Origin of the sequence: Butyricicoccus sp. AF18-9LB, from assembly GCF_027684505.1 — a bacterium.
GTDB classification, from domain to species: domain Bacteria; phylum Bacillota; class Clostridia; order Oscillospirales; family Butyricicoccaceae; genus Agathobaculum; species Agathobaculum butyriciproducens.
Map to the genome: position 1 here is coordinate 30,105 of NZ_JAQCWA010000006.1, position 16,217 is coordinate 46,321.

Genomic DNA, 16,217 nt, shown 5'->3' on the forward strand with positions numbered 1-16,217 from the left:
GGAAAGGCCATCATTAAAAACGTCCTTGGAAAGACGCAAGCGGAAGTCAAGGAAAAGCTGAAGAAAGCCATCGAGGAAAATGTGGGCATCGACTACGGACGGGCCAAGACCTACACCGTGGGTAACTGGTTAGAAGTGTGGTATGAGAACTATGCCAAAATCAAAATGCGCCCATCCACCTACCTGACCTATCATGGCTACATCGAAAACCACATCAAGCCGCAGCTCGGCAAGATCCCGTTGAATGATCTGACGACGCTGCATCTGCAACAGTTCTACAAGAAATTGTTGGCAGAAGGGCGGGTAGAGCGAATCGAAGCACAGAAGCAGCCCAAGGGACTGAGCGCCAAAACAGTGCGCAACATCCATCAAATCATTTCCTCTGCCCTGAAGCTGGCAGTCGAGCAGCGGCTGATCGCCCACAATCCGGCAGACGGCTGTGCACTGCCGAAGGCGGAGCGCAAATCAGATTTGATCTTATCATCAATTCCGTTGATAGAATCTATATTTGTAGCTTTAGAAATCCAGCCTTTTGATTTCAGATATTCATAGATTTTCTTTTTAGTGACTTTGCCTTTTTGCTTGGAAACAGGGTGTATGAACATATCTTTAATCAACTGCTTTTTATGCTCTGTAGAAAGCGGTTGACCATCAATTTTTAATGGATTTAATTCGTTGAGCAACATATACTCGCTATATAGTAAAGAATCCTTAGGCAGAACAGGGTCACCAGTGTAAGTACAGCGACCGATTAAATTGACGAGAAATGCTTCAGCTGAATGATCAAGATCAATCAGTTGATTAAAGTTCCACGGATAAATTTTTTCTTTGCTATCAGTATCAGAACGAACAGCCCAGTGATGTGCTGCTTTATCATTTAGTGGACCGACATAATACGGAACACGGAATTCAAATGTTTTTCTAATCTTTTCAGCAGGAGTGTAACCATCACTTTGCTGTTGCACCAGAAAAGGTAGATATGAAGAAGCATTTTTCAATATTGCATCTAATTCGCGCAGTTGAAGCTGATAGGGGATAACTCCATTTTCAGAGCTTCGCAAACGCGGCAGAAAAGAACCATCAACGATTTTTTGATATATAGTTGCAATGACAGGGGATTTGGATTCCGCCATTTCAGGCAAAGACTTTTTTAGGAATTTGCAAAAAGCCTCCTGTGAGCAAGTGTAATCGCCGCTTTTATGATGATATTGGCTATAGGCAGCATAATTATCAAGCTTGTCCTCTTTGTCACAAAAATAGAGTTATATCGTTCAATGCAGTGCGCCTTAATATAATCTTTAAGTGCTCTTAAGTCAATGTTATTTTGCTTATATACAGCAATTTTGGCATCGCAAAGGTATCTGTGCGTACCGATAATTTCCGAAAAGCGTGCGGCATCGTATACATCTTTGGCAGCAGTAACTACGGATATATGATCATCTAATACCTCACAAAGTTCATTGTAATTTGCATCAAGATCATTTTGCAGCGTAATTTTCTTGGCATCTTTAAATCGGTCATCACCGAACAGATTGGAGAGTGCAACAGACCTTCCTGCCAGCAATTCAGAAATGTAAAAGGGAGAAATTCCGGCTTCATTTTTGCTGGGCTTCTTTAGACCTTCGTAAGTAAAGCTGCCTTTTCCGTAACTCGCATATTAGGAGTTTTCAAAATGTTTAGATAATTATCCATATTGTGCGGAACAAAATCCAATCCGTATGCATCTGATAAAAGAGTACAAAAATCATCGAACTTATCCCTTAAAGATGAGTCATTGTCCGATGTTTCCGATATTTCGTAGAGGAAATGTCCCCGTGATTTCATCAAATGATGTAGTGCAAGATAGACAAGACGGACATCATGCGAATCTGTGGAATGTGCTAATTCACTGCGAAGATGATATGTGGTTGGATACTGGGCGTGATAATCGCAGTCATTAAAATTGGAATCGGAGAATAGAGAATATTTAGAATTTATACTTTTATCTTCCTGCCATAAATCACTCTCATGCATACGGGCTAAAAATTGAGGATCCTTTTCATTTAATGCAGGAGCAAAGAGCATTTCTAAAATATCAAGACGTTGTTTTCTGCGCTGCAAGCGACGCCTTGCAGCACGATGAGTACGGCGCTCTGCAGCAGTTGATGCATCGGGGAACAGACGAACACCCCACATGGCTTTTCCTTTAGTTTTTAGAACATGATACATTGTATCCGTGACGGCCCAGCCGATAGAACTGCTGCCGGCATCTATTCCGAGATAATAAGGAATCTGTGTTTTTTCTTTCATTTTCTTTATCTCCCTGATTGACAAATTGGTGGTTTTGGTGGATAATAACGATGTACCAATGATTTACTACCATTAGGTATTACACTACAAGTTCAAATAAGCTTTTAGCGCAAGCGCCGTGTATGCGGCTCCACAGTGTGTGGAACAAGAGATCTCTTAGGAGATCTCTTTGTATTTTGTCCAATTATTTTGCGACAATTTAACTTTTATTGGTTTAATATTACCACAATGGGCATCGAATAGCAATATTTTACAATGTGTATAAACTACAAAATATAAAAGACTGACTGATACCACATAAGTATATCAGTCAGTCTTTTTGTTTTCTTCATCAAAACGGCGGCGGAATATGCGAATGATGCGCAGTATATCCTTCTGCTCGTCCAAAGTCATGGAGGACAACTGTGCGTCGATTTTCCGTTTGATCTCATTGGTTTCCGGTTGTTTCTGCGGGACTTCCTCGACCGAGCCGATCAGTTCATAAAACGATATGTCCAACGCAGTGGCGATACGGTTCAGCGTTTCAATCGTCGGATTGCGCAGACCGCGTTCGATTTGTCCCAAGTGTGCAGCGTTCAGATCGGCTTTGAAAGATAATTCTTCCAAGCTGATGCCTTGTGCGTTGCGGAAAAGCCGGATTCGTTTGCCGATTGCGGCCGAAATATCAGTCATTGGCAACACCTCTCATACCATCATAGAGGTAGTTGTTCCAATCGGCAAATTGATATATACACTGATAAATAGTAATTGTTATATCATTTACAAATGAGGCTGGAAATGATATACTGTGCATAAGAAAGAAAAGGGGAGGGGATCGCGTGAAGTGTCCAAAGTGCGGTTCGGAAAATACGCAGTATGTGGCTGTTCATCATTCTGGCAGCAGCGGATCGTTTACAGATGCCTGCTGCGGTATGATGATTTTCGGGCCGATCGGCATATTGTGCGGCTTGTGCGGAGCAAGTCCGGGATTTACCGATGATTACTGGGTGTGCCATTCCTGCGGTAAAAAGTTTCAAGCGGGGACTGCGAAAGCAGCGGAAAAGGCTCGGCAGGAGAAAATTCAACAAGAACTTAATGCAAAAGCTAGGCGAAAAGCATTGCTGTCGGCAGCGAATCCAGTAATACTCCAGAATATCGACAACGAAGTGATAGAAGCTGAAAACCGCTATAAGGCTTTGAAAGCTCGCCTGAAAGCGGATAAGCAGGCATTTTTGCAAGAGTACCCGGCGTGTAAGGTACAGAATACATTCCGGATGATTGGGAGAGGAATCATCATTGCATTGATGGGCTTTATAGCATTTCTGGCTATTGATATGGACGAACTGATTACGATAATTATCTGGTTTCTTGCTGCAATGGTGATTGGAGTAATGTGCATGATGCCGCCGTATTACATAAAGCTATCACCAGCCTTAACCGAGTTAAACGAAGCAGTCGAAAATGCAAAGAAATATCAAGAGTATTTGAGTAAACTGAAAAAGGCTCGTGATGAAGAAAACGGTGTATGAATGGCTGATGGCAGTCGGCCATCGAGCAGGCTGTCATCAACGCGCAGACAGGAGCTTTTACTGGAAAGGCATGAAGTTTCCGCTGTGTGCCCGATGCACAGGCGTTCTGGTGGGATATATTCTCGCTGTGCCAGCGTATACGGTTTGCAGAAAGAACGTGAGCGTGTATGCCGTTTGCTGTATCCCACTGGTGATAGACGGTTTAACTCAGCTATGGGAGTGGCAGGTGTCTACCAATCGAAGAAGATTTGCAACAGGCGCTTTAGCGGGATATGGTATCTGCTCCATGGCGATAACGTTGCTGTTATTCGTAAAAAATTTAATGCTAAGGAGTTGGTAAAAGATGTTCTGTCCAAATTGCGGTACGGAAATTAAGGAGAAGAAAACATTTTGTCCGAAATGCGGCTCTCCGCTGGGCGTAGAGGCAGTTCAAGAGGACACAAAGACGGTGGAAGCTGCTGCAAGCACAGAAAACGTTCATGAGAATGTAATACCACCACAGGGAGCGCCAGTACCATCGAAAAAGGGCGGTAAAAAGAAGTTTATCATCGGCGGTATTGTGGCGGTTGTACTGATTTTGATTGCAGTGATGATTGGTACGTCTGGTGGTAATACAGGCTCGACCAGCACGGACACTTATATCGAAACCGTACAAAATGGCTATCTCGGCGAATTTACCGATATGACGATGCAGGAATTGCTCAGCAGCTACTATGAAGATCTGCTGGGTTGCACAGCCGAGTGGGACGGCGGAGAGAACGATGATGGTCAGCAGATTGTTGAAGTAAAATATACAGATGAAACTGTGGGCGACACAACGATTCAGTTCAAAATGCTGGACGAGCAGGTGTTCAAAATTTCTGCTTTTCATGATCCCAATACAGAGATTGAAAAGGCAAGCGACCTTGCGGCAGAGTTAAACAGTCTATACTTTATGGCTTACACCACAAAGCATGAAACAGAACTCGACAGCGCAGAGAAGATGAAAGTCTTTATTGATCAGCTGGATCAGATCTCTGGTTCTGCAGTGTTGTATGGTGCGGCAGCAAACTATACGGGTGATCGCGCACAGCTTTGCACGCTGTTTGGTGAGGACGCATTGGAAACCTCGGTTTCGTGGCTGCTGGATGCTTACGGTTATCTGGACATGAGCGACTATATGCAGCAGGATACTGCCGATACGACAGCAGCAGAATCGGCATCGACCGCAGATACTTCGTCGGCTGATTATATTTTCCCGAGTGACCGCCAGTATATCACTGAGGCCGATATGGCAGGTTGGAATCAAAAAACGGCTCTGCTGGCTCGCAACGAGATTTATGCTCGACATGGTTATGTGTTCAAGACGCAGGAAATCCAGAATTACTTTGCGGCTAAATCGTGGTATACGCCAAATTCGTCCTATGATGGAAGCGATTTGAGTGATGTAGAAAAGGCGAATGTCGATACTATTTCTGCATATGAGCAGAAGATGGGCTGGACAGAGCAGGATGTTGCTCCTGCAAAGTTGGCACAAGGCGCAGTCAGCAGCTATGTGGAGAGCCAAGGCGATTACTGTACGGGTTTTGATTATGTTGAACCGTATGCAGAGAACGAATATCTGGTCTGTGCAAAGATTGGTGAGTATGAATGGGAAGCCGAATATATTGTAGAGGTCAACGGATCCAACGCATGGGTGATCGGCCGTCTGGACGGCGGTGTGTTTAGACCGGTATAAAAGTCAAAAGCCCGAGCGGGAAACCGCTCGGGCTGACAGCAACGTGACAGCAATCACGATAAAAACAACCGAAACTGTATGTGCTATATGTACTCAAAAAACGGGATGATGAACTGAATAAGACGGAATAACACAGAAAAAGATGCAAAAAATCAAAACTTTGCTTTTCAAATCTCTCTGTCTCCGCCATGAAAGCTGCGCTTTTTGCTATGAAAGTGCAGCTTTTCTGCATTTATAGATAGAAAACGATAACTTTTAGAACGACTTAATTTTTCTTGACAGCAATCGTGACAGCATTTGTTGTAAAACACCAAAAACATAGCATAGCTTTTATGAAAAAGATGAAACTTCAAAAACTTCGTAAAAAACAGTTGACAGCTGCGTGCTTATCGCGCTACAATAACATCGTCAGATAACGAGGACGTACTCGTAAAATAACGAGGACGTACACGTTAACTAATAAAGCACTGTTATGCCGATGAAAGTGAGGTGTCGTTCGGCATGGGAGTTACCATGAAGGAAATCGCCGAGCGTGCCGGCGTTCATCCGTCAACGGTCGATAAGGTCGTACATCACCGTGTAGGTGTCAGCGATGAGGTCCGCGCAAGAGTGCAGGCCATTATTAACGAGCTGGGCTATACGCCCAATCCGAGCGGCCGTGTGCTGCAGCGTCAAGGCAAGGTGTACCGCATTTCTGCCATTCTGGTGCAGGTGGATGCACTGCCGTACCTGAAAAAAGGTATCGAACGCGGTGTAAAAGAGCAGACAGGGTTCGATATTGAAGTCAGCTATGCAGTTACCGGGTTCCAGGAAGCCAAGAGGCAGAGCGAGTATATCGACAAGGCCATCAACGAGCAGTCCGACGGCATCATCCTCAGTCCGATCAACGCAGATTGTGTGCGTCGAGCGATTAACCGGGCGGCTGATGCAGGTATTCCTGTTATCACCACCGATTCGGATATCGCCGGTTCGCGCCGTACCTGCTGTGTCAGCATTGACAGCGCAAGAGCCAGCCGCATTGCCGGTCGGTTGATGGGGCAGTTTCTGAACGGAAACGGCAAGATTGCCATCATTTCGAGTGCGATTGAGACAGAAAACAACAACTACTATGTGCAGATGCGTGAACAGGGATTTGCGGATTTTCTGAAAGTGGAGTATCCGCAGATTGAGATCGTATCGCGCGTGGAGAGCTTCGAAAATCCGCAGATCACCTATGAAAAAACGGTGCAGCTGTTAGCAGAACAGCCGAATCTGCGCGGAATTTACATTACCTGCGGCGGCGTAGCACAGGTCGGCAGGGCGCTGATCGAAACCGGTCGTGCGAACGACGTTCGTGTGCTTTGCTACGAGGATTATCCTGAAATCGTAGAGCTGATGCGACAGGGCGTTGTAGATTGGACACTCGGCGGTGAAAAAGACGAGCAGGGCGCGCTTCCGGTCAAGCTGATCATGGATCAGCTCGTATTCGGTAGAAAACCCGTGATCGATCGTATTTTTACCGACATCCGTATTCTGGTCAAGGAATGTTTTTCATAAAAATATTTGCGAATCCCGCAGATATTTTTTATAGAGATTTACGAGTACGTCCTCGTAAATCGAAAAATCGGCTGATACAGCGATAAAACATAAAATCCCGTCAAAAGATATTTGCTAAATAACAGCAGATATTTTTTATAGAGAATTACGAGTACGTACTCGTAAAGAAAAAATTGCATAAATGAGAAGAAATGACATACTTGAGGAGGAAATATCATGGAAGAACTGAAAATCGGTCTGGTAGGCACGGGCGCAATCGGCCGCACGCACATTGAGCGTATCAACAACACCCTGCAGGGTGCAAAGGTAGTCGGCTGCGCGGACGCAAATGTTGATTTCTGCAAGTCGGTTGCCGAGAAGTACGCCATCAAGGCTTGGGAGAGCGGCGAGGAGATGATCGCTTCGGACGAAATCGACGCCGTTGTTGTTACCACGCTCGATCCGTTTCACGAGCAGTACGTCATGGCGGCAATCAAGGCCGGCAAGTATGTATTCTGCGAAAAGCCGCTCGCACCCGAGGCGGATGCCTGCAAGCGCATCGTAGAGGCCGAGATGGCCGCCGGCAAGCAGCTGGTTCAGGTCGGCTTCATGCGCCGCTATGACCCGGGCTACAATCAGCTTAAGAAAGCTATCGATTCCGGCAAGTACGGCCTGCCGCTCATGCTGCACTGCGTACACCGCAACTATGACGCACCGGGCTTTACCACCTCTATGCCGGTTGAGAACTCCATGATCCACGAAATCGACGTTCTGCGCTGGCTGCTCGGTGAAAACTACAAGACTGCCGAGGTCGTATTCCCCAAGACTACCCGCAACGCGGAAGGCGAGCTGCGCGACCCGCAGATCATGTATCTGACCACCGAATCCGGCGTGCGCATTGATGTAGAATCCTTCGTAAACTGCCGCTACGGCTATGACGTCCGCTGCGAGGTCGTCTGCGAGGAGGGCTGCATCAACCTGCCCGAGCCGGCAAACGCCATGATCCGCACCAACGATTCCCGCGTAACGCCCATCTGCCACGACTGGTCCGAGCGCTTTCCGGAAGCATACAACATCGAATTCCAGTCCTGGATCAACGCTTGCAAGGAGGGCCGCGTAGACGGTCCGTCCGCGTGGGACGGCTATACCGCACAGGTAACTGCAAAGGCCGCTTCCAAGGCGCGTGACACCCAGTCCGTTGTTGAAATCAAGTATGACGCAATGCCGGACTTCTATAAGAAATAACTTATCTTCTCTTTTTATTTTCTACTTCTCTTTCGCGTGCCGCGGTGCATCGGACGCCGTGGCACGAGCGAAGACCACTCTGAAAGGATATGCAAAATGAGATTCTGCTTAAATACCGACTGTCTCGGCTACATGCCGTTTGAAGAAATGCTTGATACCGTTGCGGAGCTCGGCTACGAGTCCATCGAAATCGCCTGCGGCAACTGGTCCAAAGCGCCGCATATTGACCTCGATGCCATGCTTGAGAGCGAGCAAACCCGCAAAAGCTTTATGGACGCTATCGCAAAGCGCGGACTGGTGCTTGAGGTGCTCAACTGCTCGGGCAACCAGCTCGCACCGAACGAGGAGGGCAAGCTGCATCATGAGGTAGTCGAAAAGACCTTTAAGCTGGCAGGTCTGCTCGGCGTCAAGAAAATCGTTATGATGAGCGGCTGCCCCGGCGGTTCGGCGGAGGATCACACCCCGAACTGGATCGTAACGAGCTGGCCGCCGATCACCACCAAGATTCTCAACTGGCAGTGGGAAGAGGTGCTCATTCCGTACTGGAAGAAAACCGTCGAGTTGGCAAAGACCAACGGCATCGAGAAGATCGCACTCGAGAATCACGGCTGTCAGATGGTCTACAATCCGGAAACGCTCATTCGTCTGCGTGACGCAGTCGGCCCGATGGTCGGCATGAACCTAGATCCGAGCCATCTGATGTGGATGGGCGGCGATCCGGTAACGGCTGTTCATAAGCTCGGCGCGGACCGCATTTACCATGTACACGCCAAGGACGTCCGCATCGAACGCAACTATATCGGTCCGGACGGCGTACTCGACACCAAGACCATCGACCAGTTCGCAAAGCGCACCTGGAACTATGTTGCGCTCGGCCACGGCCATGATGTCAGCTGGTGGAAGGAATTCCTGTCCTGCCTGAGCATGGAGGGCTATGACGGCCCGATCAGCCAGGAGATGGAGGATCTGACTATGCCGGCACTGACCGGACTGAAAAAGTCCACCACCGTACTCAAGGAAGCAATGCCCTGCGATCTGTAAAAAGTAACGCTTCGGCGCTATTGAATAAAAAAGAGGGACCCCTGAAGAGAAAAACGAGAGGAAAGAAAGGACAATTATCATGAAAAAGAGACTGTTAGCGATGACTCTGGCAAGCGCACTGTGCGCAGGTATGCTGGCGGGCTGCGGCAGCGGCACCTCTGCGAGCGACAACGGCGGCTCCTCCGCAGACAGCGGCAGCAGCGGTAACGCATACAACATCTCGGTTATCGTAAAGCTGACCGACGGCCACTTCAACAAGGTTATGGCAGGTGCAAAGGCATACGCCGATGAGCACGACAACGTAAACGTAGATATCCAGTCTCCGACGTCGGCAACGTCCTACGATGAGCAGGTCAACATGATCGAGACCTCGCTCGGCAACCCGAGCATTGACGCGCTGGTACTGGCTCCGCTGCAGTCGAATTCTGCTTCCACGCTGGTTGCGAACACCGATAAGGTTGTAATCGCACTCGATACCGACTTTACCTCGGACAAGAAGCTCGCGTTTGTCGGCACCGGCAACAAGGACGCTGCCAAGAGCGGCGGCACGGCAGCCGTAGAAGCCGCCAAGGCGAACGGTGTTGACAAGCCGACTGTCCTTATCGTTACCGGCGTACAGGGCGACGAGACGCACGAAGCACGTCTGGCCGGCTACAAGGAAGGCGTTGAGGAAGCCGGCGGCGAGGTCATTGAGGTGCAGTACTGCGACGGTCTGGCTGAGAAGGCTGCAACCGCAATGGAATCCGTTATGCAGATGTATCCGGACGGCATTGATGTTGTTCTTTCCTCCAACGATGACATGGCAATGAGCGTTGTTAAGATCATCAAGGACTCCGGCAACGCCAAGTATGCTGACACCATCGTGTGCGGCTTTGACGGCAATACCTCCGCTATCTCCGCCATCAAGGACGGTACGCTCGGCATGGATATCGCCCAGCTCGGCTACGACATGGGCTATAAGGCAGTGGAAGCTGCGGTAAAGGCGCTGGAAGGCGAACAGGTTGATTCCTTTATTGATTCCGGTTCCAAGGTCGTTGACTCCACCAACTGCGATGAGTACATCGACGACATGAAGGCTAAGGGTCTGTGGGAGTAATTCGCAGACCGGCTGCACGCTGTTAAATCTCTTTTTCCTTTGGAAAAACGGTCGGGTCTGACGCTCCAACGTTCCCAATCGTACCGCCTCGGGCGGCGGTATTTGCCCAAGGGTGATAATGCTGAAACACACAGCGCACGGAACGAAGGTTCTGTGCGCTGTTTCGGTTCTTTGCTTGCAAAGCGGACACAAACAAAAAGTATCCACAGCCTGTGGATACTTTTGCGGCCGCACATCATATTATAAAAAAGGAATCAGCCGGTCGGCTGATTCCTTTTTGCTCAATATCCCGTTTTAAGCAGTTTTCGTGCAGCCGCAAACGCCCTTTCTTCGCCCTCGTCGCGCAGAATACGCAGCAGGGATTCCAGCGCGGCGGCGGTATCCGGATGGATGATATAGTGATCGACCGAGTGTGCATAGTAATCATACGGATCGCTGTCGCGGTAGGCAGCACCGCGATAGGTCTTGCTGGCGGCTACGCGGTCACAGAACATCTCTATTACATATTGAATGGGCATTTTCATGCCGCACATACCGGAGCCGTCGGCGGCGTAGTCGATCCAGTACTCCAGATGATGCTTATTCCGGCCCTTATGATGCAGCCATGCTGCGCTGTAGCCCTTTTCGCGGCGTTCGATCTCGTTCGGGCTGCGGTTGCCCTGATAATATTTTGCACCGGCGGAAAACTCCACCGGACTGAACTTGCTCAAATCGTGCGTTAGTCCCTGCCAGTATAATCCAACGCGCCAGCAGTGCCGGAGAACCAGAAAACGATGGTGCTGCACCGTGCGCAGATGTGAAAGCCATTTCATGGCATGCGCCCTCCTTTTTTCGGACTGATAGTATTCTACCATGCTGTGCGGAAAAAGAAAAGCAAAAAACAAGGTACAATGTGTGTCACAGGGAACTCGCGCTTTACGTTTTTTGCGCATTGTGATAAACTATAGCAGTTCAGACAGATACTGCAGCGGGTGCATGCATACAGCACACAAATACCATTATCAATTTCATTTGCCATGCGGCAGCATGCCCGCGTAAAATTTCCGCGCTCTTTACGCGTGGTGCACTCTGCTTTAATTGTGCGGTGTTGCCTTATATGAATGGAAAAAGAAAAATTCCGTGCATATGGGAAAATACATAGAATCGGATGAATTTGTTTACATACTATCATGAGGAAAAGAGGAAACTATGAAGGTACACAAGCGGCTGATCGCCGGAACGGCGGCTGCGGTCATGCTGGCGCTGACATGCGGCGGCTGCGGTGCGGAAAAGGAGCCGGTGACGATCACAATCTGGAACTACTATAACGGTGAGCAGCTCGAAGCATTCAACCGGATGGTGCAGAATTTTAACGATACGGTCGGCAAAGAGCAGGGGATCACGGTGGAAAGCGCCAGTCAGGGCAGTGTAAATGATCTGGAGACTAACGTGCTGAACGCTGCGGAAGGCAAGGTCGGTGCGGAAGAACTGCCGAATATCTTTTCCGGCTATGCGGATACCGCCTACGCGCTCGATCAGCAGGGCATGGTCGTGGACCTGAACGACTACCTGACCGAAAGCGAGAAAAGCGAGTACATCGAAGGCTATCTCACCGAGGGCGACTTTGACGGTGATGGCAGCATCAAGATTTTCCCGACCGCAAAGGCCACCGAGGTGCTCTATCTGAACGATACCGACTGGCAGGCGTTTTCGCAGGCGACCGGCACGACCTATGACGATCTTGCGACGGTTGAGGGATTGACTGCAGCGGCCGAGAAATACTATAACTGGACGGACGCACAGACCGAGGCGCCGGATGACGGCCGTGCTCTGTTTGGCAGAGATGCGATGGCAAACTATCTGCTCATCGGTGCAAAGGAGCTTGGCTGCACGATTTTTGACGTGCAGAACGGCAAAATGACGCTTGATTTTGATAAAAATGTTATCCGTAAGCTGTGGGACAACTACTATGTGCCGTTTATCAAGGGCTATTTTGAGGCAAACGGCCATTTCCGCAGCGACGACATCAAAACCGGTACGATCCTGTCCTATGTCGGCTCCAGCTCGAGCGCGACCTTCTTTCCGGACAGTGTAATGACCAGTGATGACGACAGCCATTCGATCGAGCTGAAAGTGCTGCCGAATCCGCATTTTGCGGGCTGTGAACCGGTTTCGGTGCAGCAGGGTGCGGGCATGGTTGTCACCAAGGGCGATGAGGCGGAGATCAAGGCGAGCGTAACCTTCCTTAAGTATTTCACCGCACCGGAGAACAACATTCAGTTCTCGATCGGCTCGGGTTATCTGCCGGTCACCCGGGAAGCGAATAAAGAAGAAATGCTGGCTGACAGCGAGGTTGCTATGACACCCGAGGTCAAGTCCGTTCTGCAGATGGCGGTCAAGACGGTAAACGAGAATAAGCTGTACACCACCCGTGCCTTCGAGGGCAGCAAGAACGCGCGCAAGGTGCTGGAATACGCGATGAGTGATCTTGCTGTGGCAGACCGCGACACGGTGGAGCAGCGTATTGCAGCCGGGCAGAGCGCGGAGCAGGCCGAGGCGGAATTTCTGACAGATGCATATTTTGACAGCTGGTATCGGGATACGCTGGCGCAGCTTCAGGCATACGAAGGATAAGAGAAACAGCTCGAGAGATCAGGTTTGAACAGGCGGTGCGGTATGAAGGCTCACAGTAAGCCAACAGAAAAACGGGAAAGATCGGTCTTTTCCACTATATTTATATCGGTACTGGTCATTCTGGCGGTCGAGGTCACACTGCTGATCGGCTCCATCGCGGTAAGCCGCGTGCCGCAGCAGCTGGACCGGAATGCGGAGGATATTTTAGCCAAACAGGTTGAGAACCGCAGCAGATATCTGGAGGATTTTCTCGTGCAGGCGCAGAATCTCGGCGATATGCCGAATCGGATCAACGAGAAGACCGAAGCGCTGCTGACCTCCGGTCAAATCTCAAAGGATACGCTGGGACAGAGCAGCGCTTCGAGCGAGCCGCTGCTTGAAGCGATTGCGGATGATTTGGTGACGCAGCTGCGCAGCTCGTCGGTGACGGGCGTATTCGTGGTGCTCAATATATGCGATCTGGATGCCCGCAAGACCAATGGGCGTCTGCCGGGCATTTATCTGCGCGATCTGGACCCGGATGCGGCGGCTTCCGAGCGCAACGAGGATCTGATGCTGTCGTTTGCACCGGCAGGAATTGTGAAGTCCATGCGTATTTCGACGGACTCCTGCTGGCAGCCCGCGCTGGACTATGAAGAGCTTGATGATTTTGTGTATCAGCCGTTCATGACCGCCTATCAGGACGGCGGCAAGCTGCTGATGGCGCAGTACGGCCGCTGGACGACCTCGCCGTATGTTTTGCCGGGGGACAAGCGGGAAGCAATCGCGTACGCGCAGCCGCTCATCCTGCCGGACGGCACGGTGTACGGCGTTGTCGGCGTGGAGCTGCTGTGCAGCTATCTGGAGGAGCAGCTGCCGCTGACCGAACTGCAGAATGACGGCACCGGCGCATACCTGCTCGCCGTAACGACTGATGAAAAGCAGGCCGGCGGCATCCCGCTGCAGCCGGTGACGTTTTCTACGCAGGATCGTTCGCTGAAAAGCGCGCAGAGCATTGTCATGCGGGACAACAGTGCTGCCGGCACCATTGTCATCAATAAGACAAAATACTTCGCTTGTGCGGAACCGCTGACGCTGTACAACCGCAATGCACCATTTTCGGATGAGCACTGGCTGCTGCTCGGCATGGTGCCCAACAGCACGCTGTATAAAATCTCCAACGATATGCAGAGTCTGCTGCTGGTGGCAGTCGTGCTGACGCTGGGTGTTGGTCTGGTATGCAGCTATCTGGTCAGCCGCGGACTGGCGCATCCGATCCGGCAGCTGTCCGACGAGGTAGCCGCTATACAGGATAAGAGAACGGCGATCCCAAAGCTCTCGCGCACCGGCATCCGCGAGATAGACGGCTTTTCCACCGCAATCACCCAGCTCAGTCAGGATATTCTGGATACCTCCACGAAATTCCTGCGTATTATGGATATGGCAAGTATTGAACTCGGCGGCTATGAAATTCGTGAGGACAGCGATAAAGTATTCGTGACCGACAACTTTTTCTCCATGCTTGGCATACAGAACGCCAACCCGAATGATGTGACGCGGGAGCAGTTTGAGATGTTGATGGAGGAGCTGGTGCTGCAGAAGGAGAGCTTCAGTCTGCAGGATGGCGGCTGTGTGTTCACCATTCCGCAAAAGGACGGCAGTGAGCGGTTTGTCATGCTGCGCATCACCGGCGAGGACGAGGTGCAGGTCGGTCTGGTCGAGGATGTGACTGCAGCGACACTTGAGCGCCGCCGCATCGAGCATGAGCGCGATTACGATGTGCTGACCGGTCTGTACAACCGCCGTGCCTTTGATGCACGGGCGAAAAAATTGTTCCGTATGCCGGAAAAGCTGGGGCATGCTGCACTGCTGATGATGGATATGGATAACCTCAAGCAGATCAACGACACGTTCGGCCATGACTGGGGCGACCGATATATCAATCTGGCGGGTCAGTGCTTTGCACAGACGCTGCCCCAGAATACCATTTGCGCCCGTATGTCGGGAGATGAATTCATTGTGCTGTTCTATGGCTACGACAGACGGGACGAAATCCGTCAGGTGCTGAACAGGCTTTCCGAAGCAATAAAGGAGCGTACGGCGCTTCTGCCGAACGGCGACACCATGCGCATCAGCATTTCCGGCGGTATCGCGTGGTATCCGGAGAACGGCAGGGATCTGGCTACGCTTAAAAAGTATGCGGATTTTGCCATGTATCAGGTGAAGCATGAGTCCAAGGGCGAAATGGGTGAATTTGATATCGGCGCCTATAATCAGGAGGTCTACGCAGCACAGCTGCGCAGGGAATTCCTGCAGATGCTGCGTGAGAACAGCGCGGGCTACCATTTTCAGCCGATTTTCTCGGCGCATACCGGCAGGGTGGCGGCGTATGAGGCGCTGATGCGTGTGAAAATGCAGCTTCTGAATTCGCCGCTGACCGTGATGAAGCTGGCGCGCGAGATGGACAAGCTGTACGAGGTTGAGCGGCTGACCATCTTCAAGGCGACATCCACGTTTGTGATGATGCAGAACAGGGGGCGGCTGCATAGGAACACCAAACTGTTTCTCAACTCGATTGCCAGCAGCAGCCTGACGGATGAGGATGTTGCGGAATTTAAGGCGCAGTTTGCCGAGCTGCTGAATAATCTGGTCATCGAGATTACCGAGGAAGAGGAGATCGACCGCGAGGCGCTGGAGCGCAAGCGCAGAGCACTGGGCGATCAGGGCGCGCTCGCGCTGGATGACTGGGGCAGCGGCTACAGCAACAGCAACAGTCTGCTCGAGCTGTCGCCGGACTATATCAAGGTGGATATCACCATCATCTGCGATATTGATACCGATGCGGATAAGCAGCAGCTGGTCAAGGATATTGTGGAATACGCACACGGACGCGGCATGAAGATCGTTGCCGAGGGCATTGAGACCGAAGCCGAGCTGCGCAAGGTTATTGAGTTGGGCGTTGATCTGCTGCAGGGATATTTTCTGGCGAAGCCGGCGGCGTCTCCGAGCGAGATCGCGCCGCAGGCGCTGCGCGTGATTCGGTGGATGAATCGGTGAGCGGGTCGCTTGCAAAGCGGGAGAAGCTGCAGTTTCCATCCGCAATTCTCGATGGTTCAACCGGAACGAAAAAATCTTTACAATATGAAAAGTTTCCTCTTGACAAAAGAGCCGATATAGGATAGAATAAACACGTTCGATGTAAAGGCAAAACACT

14 protein-coding genes and 1 pseudogene are annotated in these 16,217 nt (G+C 50.4%); 10 read left to right on the plus strand and 5 right to left on the minus strand.

The window, feature by feature from the left end; translation table 11 throughout:
• The first annotated feature begins 165 nt into the window (after positions 1–165).
• The gene (locus PGY33_RS05400; RefSeq protein ID WP_243105758.1) at positions 166–552 is read left to right on the plus strand and encodes a phage integrase SAM-like domain-containing protein; all 387 of its coding nucleotides are present in this window, start codon (positions 166–168) and stop codon (positions 550–552) included.
• Here the strand turns inward: PGY33_RS05400 and cas9 (PGY33_RS05405) are convergent.
• The 4 genes and pseudogenes from cas9 (PGY33_RS05405) to PGY33_RS05420 form a co-directional block, all read right to left on the minus strand.
• Positions 516–1,175 (minus strand): annotated as a pseudogene (cas9, locus tag PGY33_RS05405) (type II CRISPR RNA-guided endonuclease Cas9); the annotation flags it as partial. The gene PGY33_RS05400 and the pseudogene cas9 (PGY33_RS05405) overlap by 37 nt on opposite strands.
• Positions 1,151–1,564: a CRISPR-associated endonuclease Cas9 REC1/REC2 domain-containing protein gene (locus PGY33_RS05410; protein WP_270477655.1), complete on the minus strand. Its 414-nt coding sequence runs from the start codon at positions 1,562–1,564 to the stop codon at positions 1,151–1,153. The gene PGY33_RS05410 and the pseudogene cas9 (PGY33_RS05405), both read right to left, overlap by 25 nt.
• 50 nt (positions 1,565–1,614) lie before the next feature.
• Positions 1,615–2,289, minus strand: a complete 675-nt coding sequence (gene cas9 / locus PGY33_RS05415) for a type II CRISPR RNA-guided endonuclease Cas9 (RefSeq protein ID WP_270477657.1) — start codon at positions 2,287–2,289, stop codon at positions 1,615–1,617.
• 306 nt (positions 2,290–2,595) lie between these two features.
• Positions 2,596–2,961 carry a helix-turn-helix domain-containing protein gene (locus tag PGY33_RS05420; RefSeq protein ID WP_118480887.1) on the minus strand — a complete coding sequence of 122 codons (366 nt, stop codon included), beginning with the start codon at positions 2,959–2,961 and terminating at the stop codon, positions 2,596–2,598.
• Between the two features lie 146 nt (positions 2,962–3,107).
• Here PGY33_RS05420 and PGY33_RS05425 point away from each other — a divergent pair, with 146 nt between their 5' ends.
• The 7 genes from PGY33_RS05425 to PGY33_RS05450 all read left to right on the plus strand — a co-directional run bounded on the left by PGY33_RS05425 (position 3,108) and on the right by PGY33_RS05450 (position 10,411).
• Positions 3,108–3,797, plus strand: a complete 690-nt coding sequence (locus PGY33_RS05425; protein WP_118480889.1) for a hypothetical protein — start codon at positions 3,108–3,110, stop codon at positions 3,795–3,797.
• A gap of 7 nt (positions 3,798–3,804) precedes the next feature.
• On the plus strand, positions 3,805–4,137 hold the full coding sequence (locus PGY33_RS14465; RefSeq protein ID WP_442865564.1) for a DUF2085 domain-containing protein: 333 nt from the start codon (positions 3,805–3,807) through the stop codon (positions 4,135–4,137).
• 3 nt (positions 4,138–4,140) lie between these two features.
• Complete coding sequence (locus PGY33_RS05430) at positions 4,141–5,514, plus strand: YARHG domain-containing protein (protein WP_270477658.1); 1,374 nt, start codon at positions 4,141–4,143, stop codon at positions 5,512–5,514.
• 501 nt (positions 5,515–6,015) lie between these two features.
• Entirely contained in the window at positions 6,016–7,050 is a 1,035-nt protein-coding gene (locus PGY33_RS05435) for a LacI family DNA-binding transcriptional regulator (protein ID WP_118361088.1), read from the plus strand.
• A 216-nt stretch (positions 7,051–7,266) separates the two neighbouring features.
• Positions 7,267–8,274, plus strand: a complete 1,008-nt coding sequence (locus tag PGY33_RS05440) for a Gfo/Idh/MocA family protein (RefSeq protein ID WP_118480895.1) — start codon at positions 7,267–7,269, stop codon at positions 8,272–8,274.
• A gap of 96 nt (positions 8,275–8,370) precedes the next feature.
• A complete protein-coding gene (locus tag PGY33_RS05445) occupies positions 8,371–9,315 on the plus strand; it encodes a sugar phosphate isomerase/epimerase family protein (RefSeq protein ID WP_118480897.1) in 945 nt (314 codons plus the stop codon).
• A 79-nt stretch (positions 9,316–9,394) separates the two neighbouring features.
• The gene (locus PGY33_RS05450; protein WP_118480899.1) at positions 9,395–10,411 is read left to right on the plus strand and encodes a sugar ABC transporter substrate-binding protein; all 1,017 of its coding nucleotides are present in this window, start codon (positions 9,395–9,397) and stop codon (positions 10,409–10,411) included.
• Between the two features lie 281 nt (positions 10,412–10,692).
• On the opposite strand, the gene PGY33_RS05455 is transcribed toward PGY33_RS05450, so the two are convergent.
• A complete protein-coding gene (locus tag PGY33_RS05455; protein ID WP_110435976.1) occupies positions 10,693–11,223 on the minus strand; it encodes a DUF5662 family protein in 531 nt (176 codons plus the stop codon).
• A gap of 376 nt (positions 11,224–11,599) precedes the next feature.
• Between PGY33_RS05455 and PGY33_RS05460 the strand changes: the two genes are divergently transcribed.
• Positions 11,600–13,024 carry an extracellular solute-binding protein gene (locus PGY33_RS05460; RefSeq protein WP_270477661.1) on the plus strand — a complete coding sequence of 475 codons (1,425 nt, stop codon included), beginning with the start codon at positions 11,600–11,602 and terminating at the stop codon, positions 13,022–13,024.
• Between the two features lie 42 nt (positions 13,025–13,066).
• Positions 13,067–16,060 carry an EAL domain-containing protein gene (locus PGY33_RS05465; RefSeq protein WP_270477663.1) on the plus strand — a complete coding sequence of 998 codons (2,994 nt, stop codon included), beginning with the start codon at positions 13,067–13,069 and terminating at the stop codon, positions 16,058–16,060.
• The last annotated feature ends 157 nt before the right edge of the window (positions 16,061–16,217 follow it).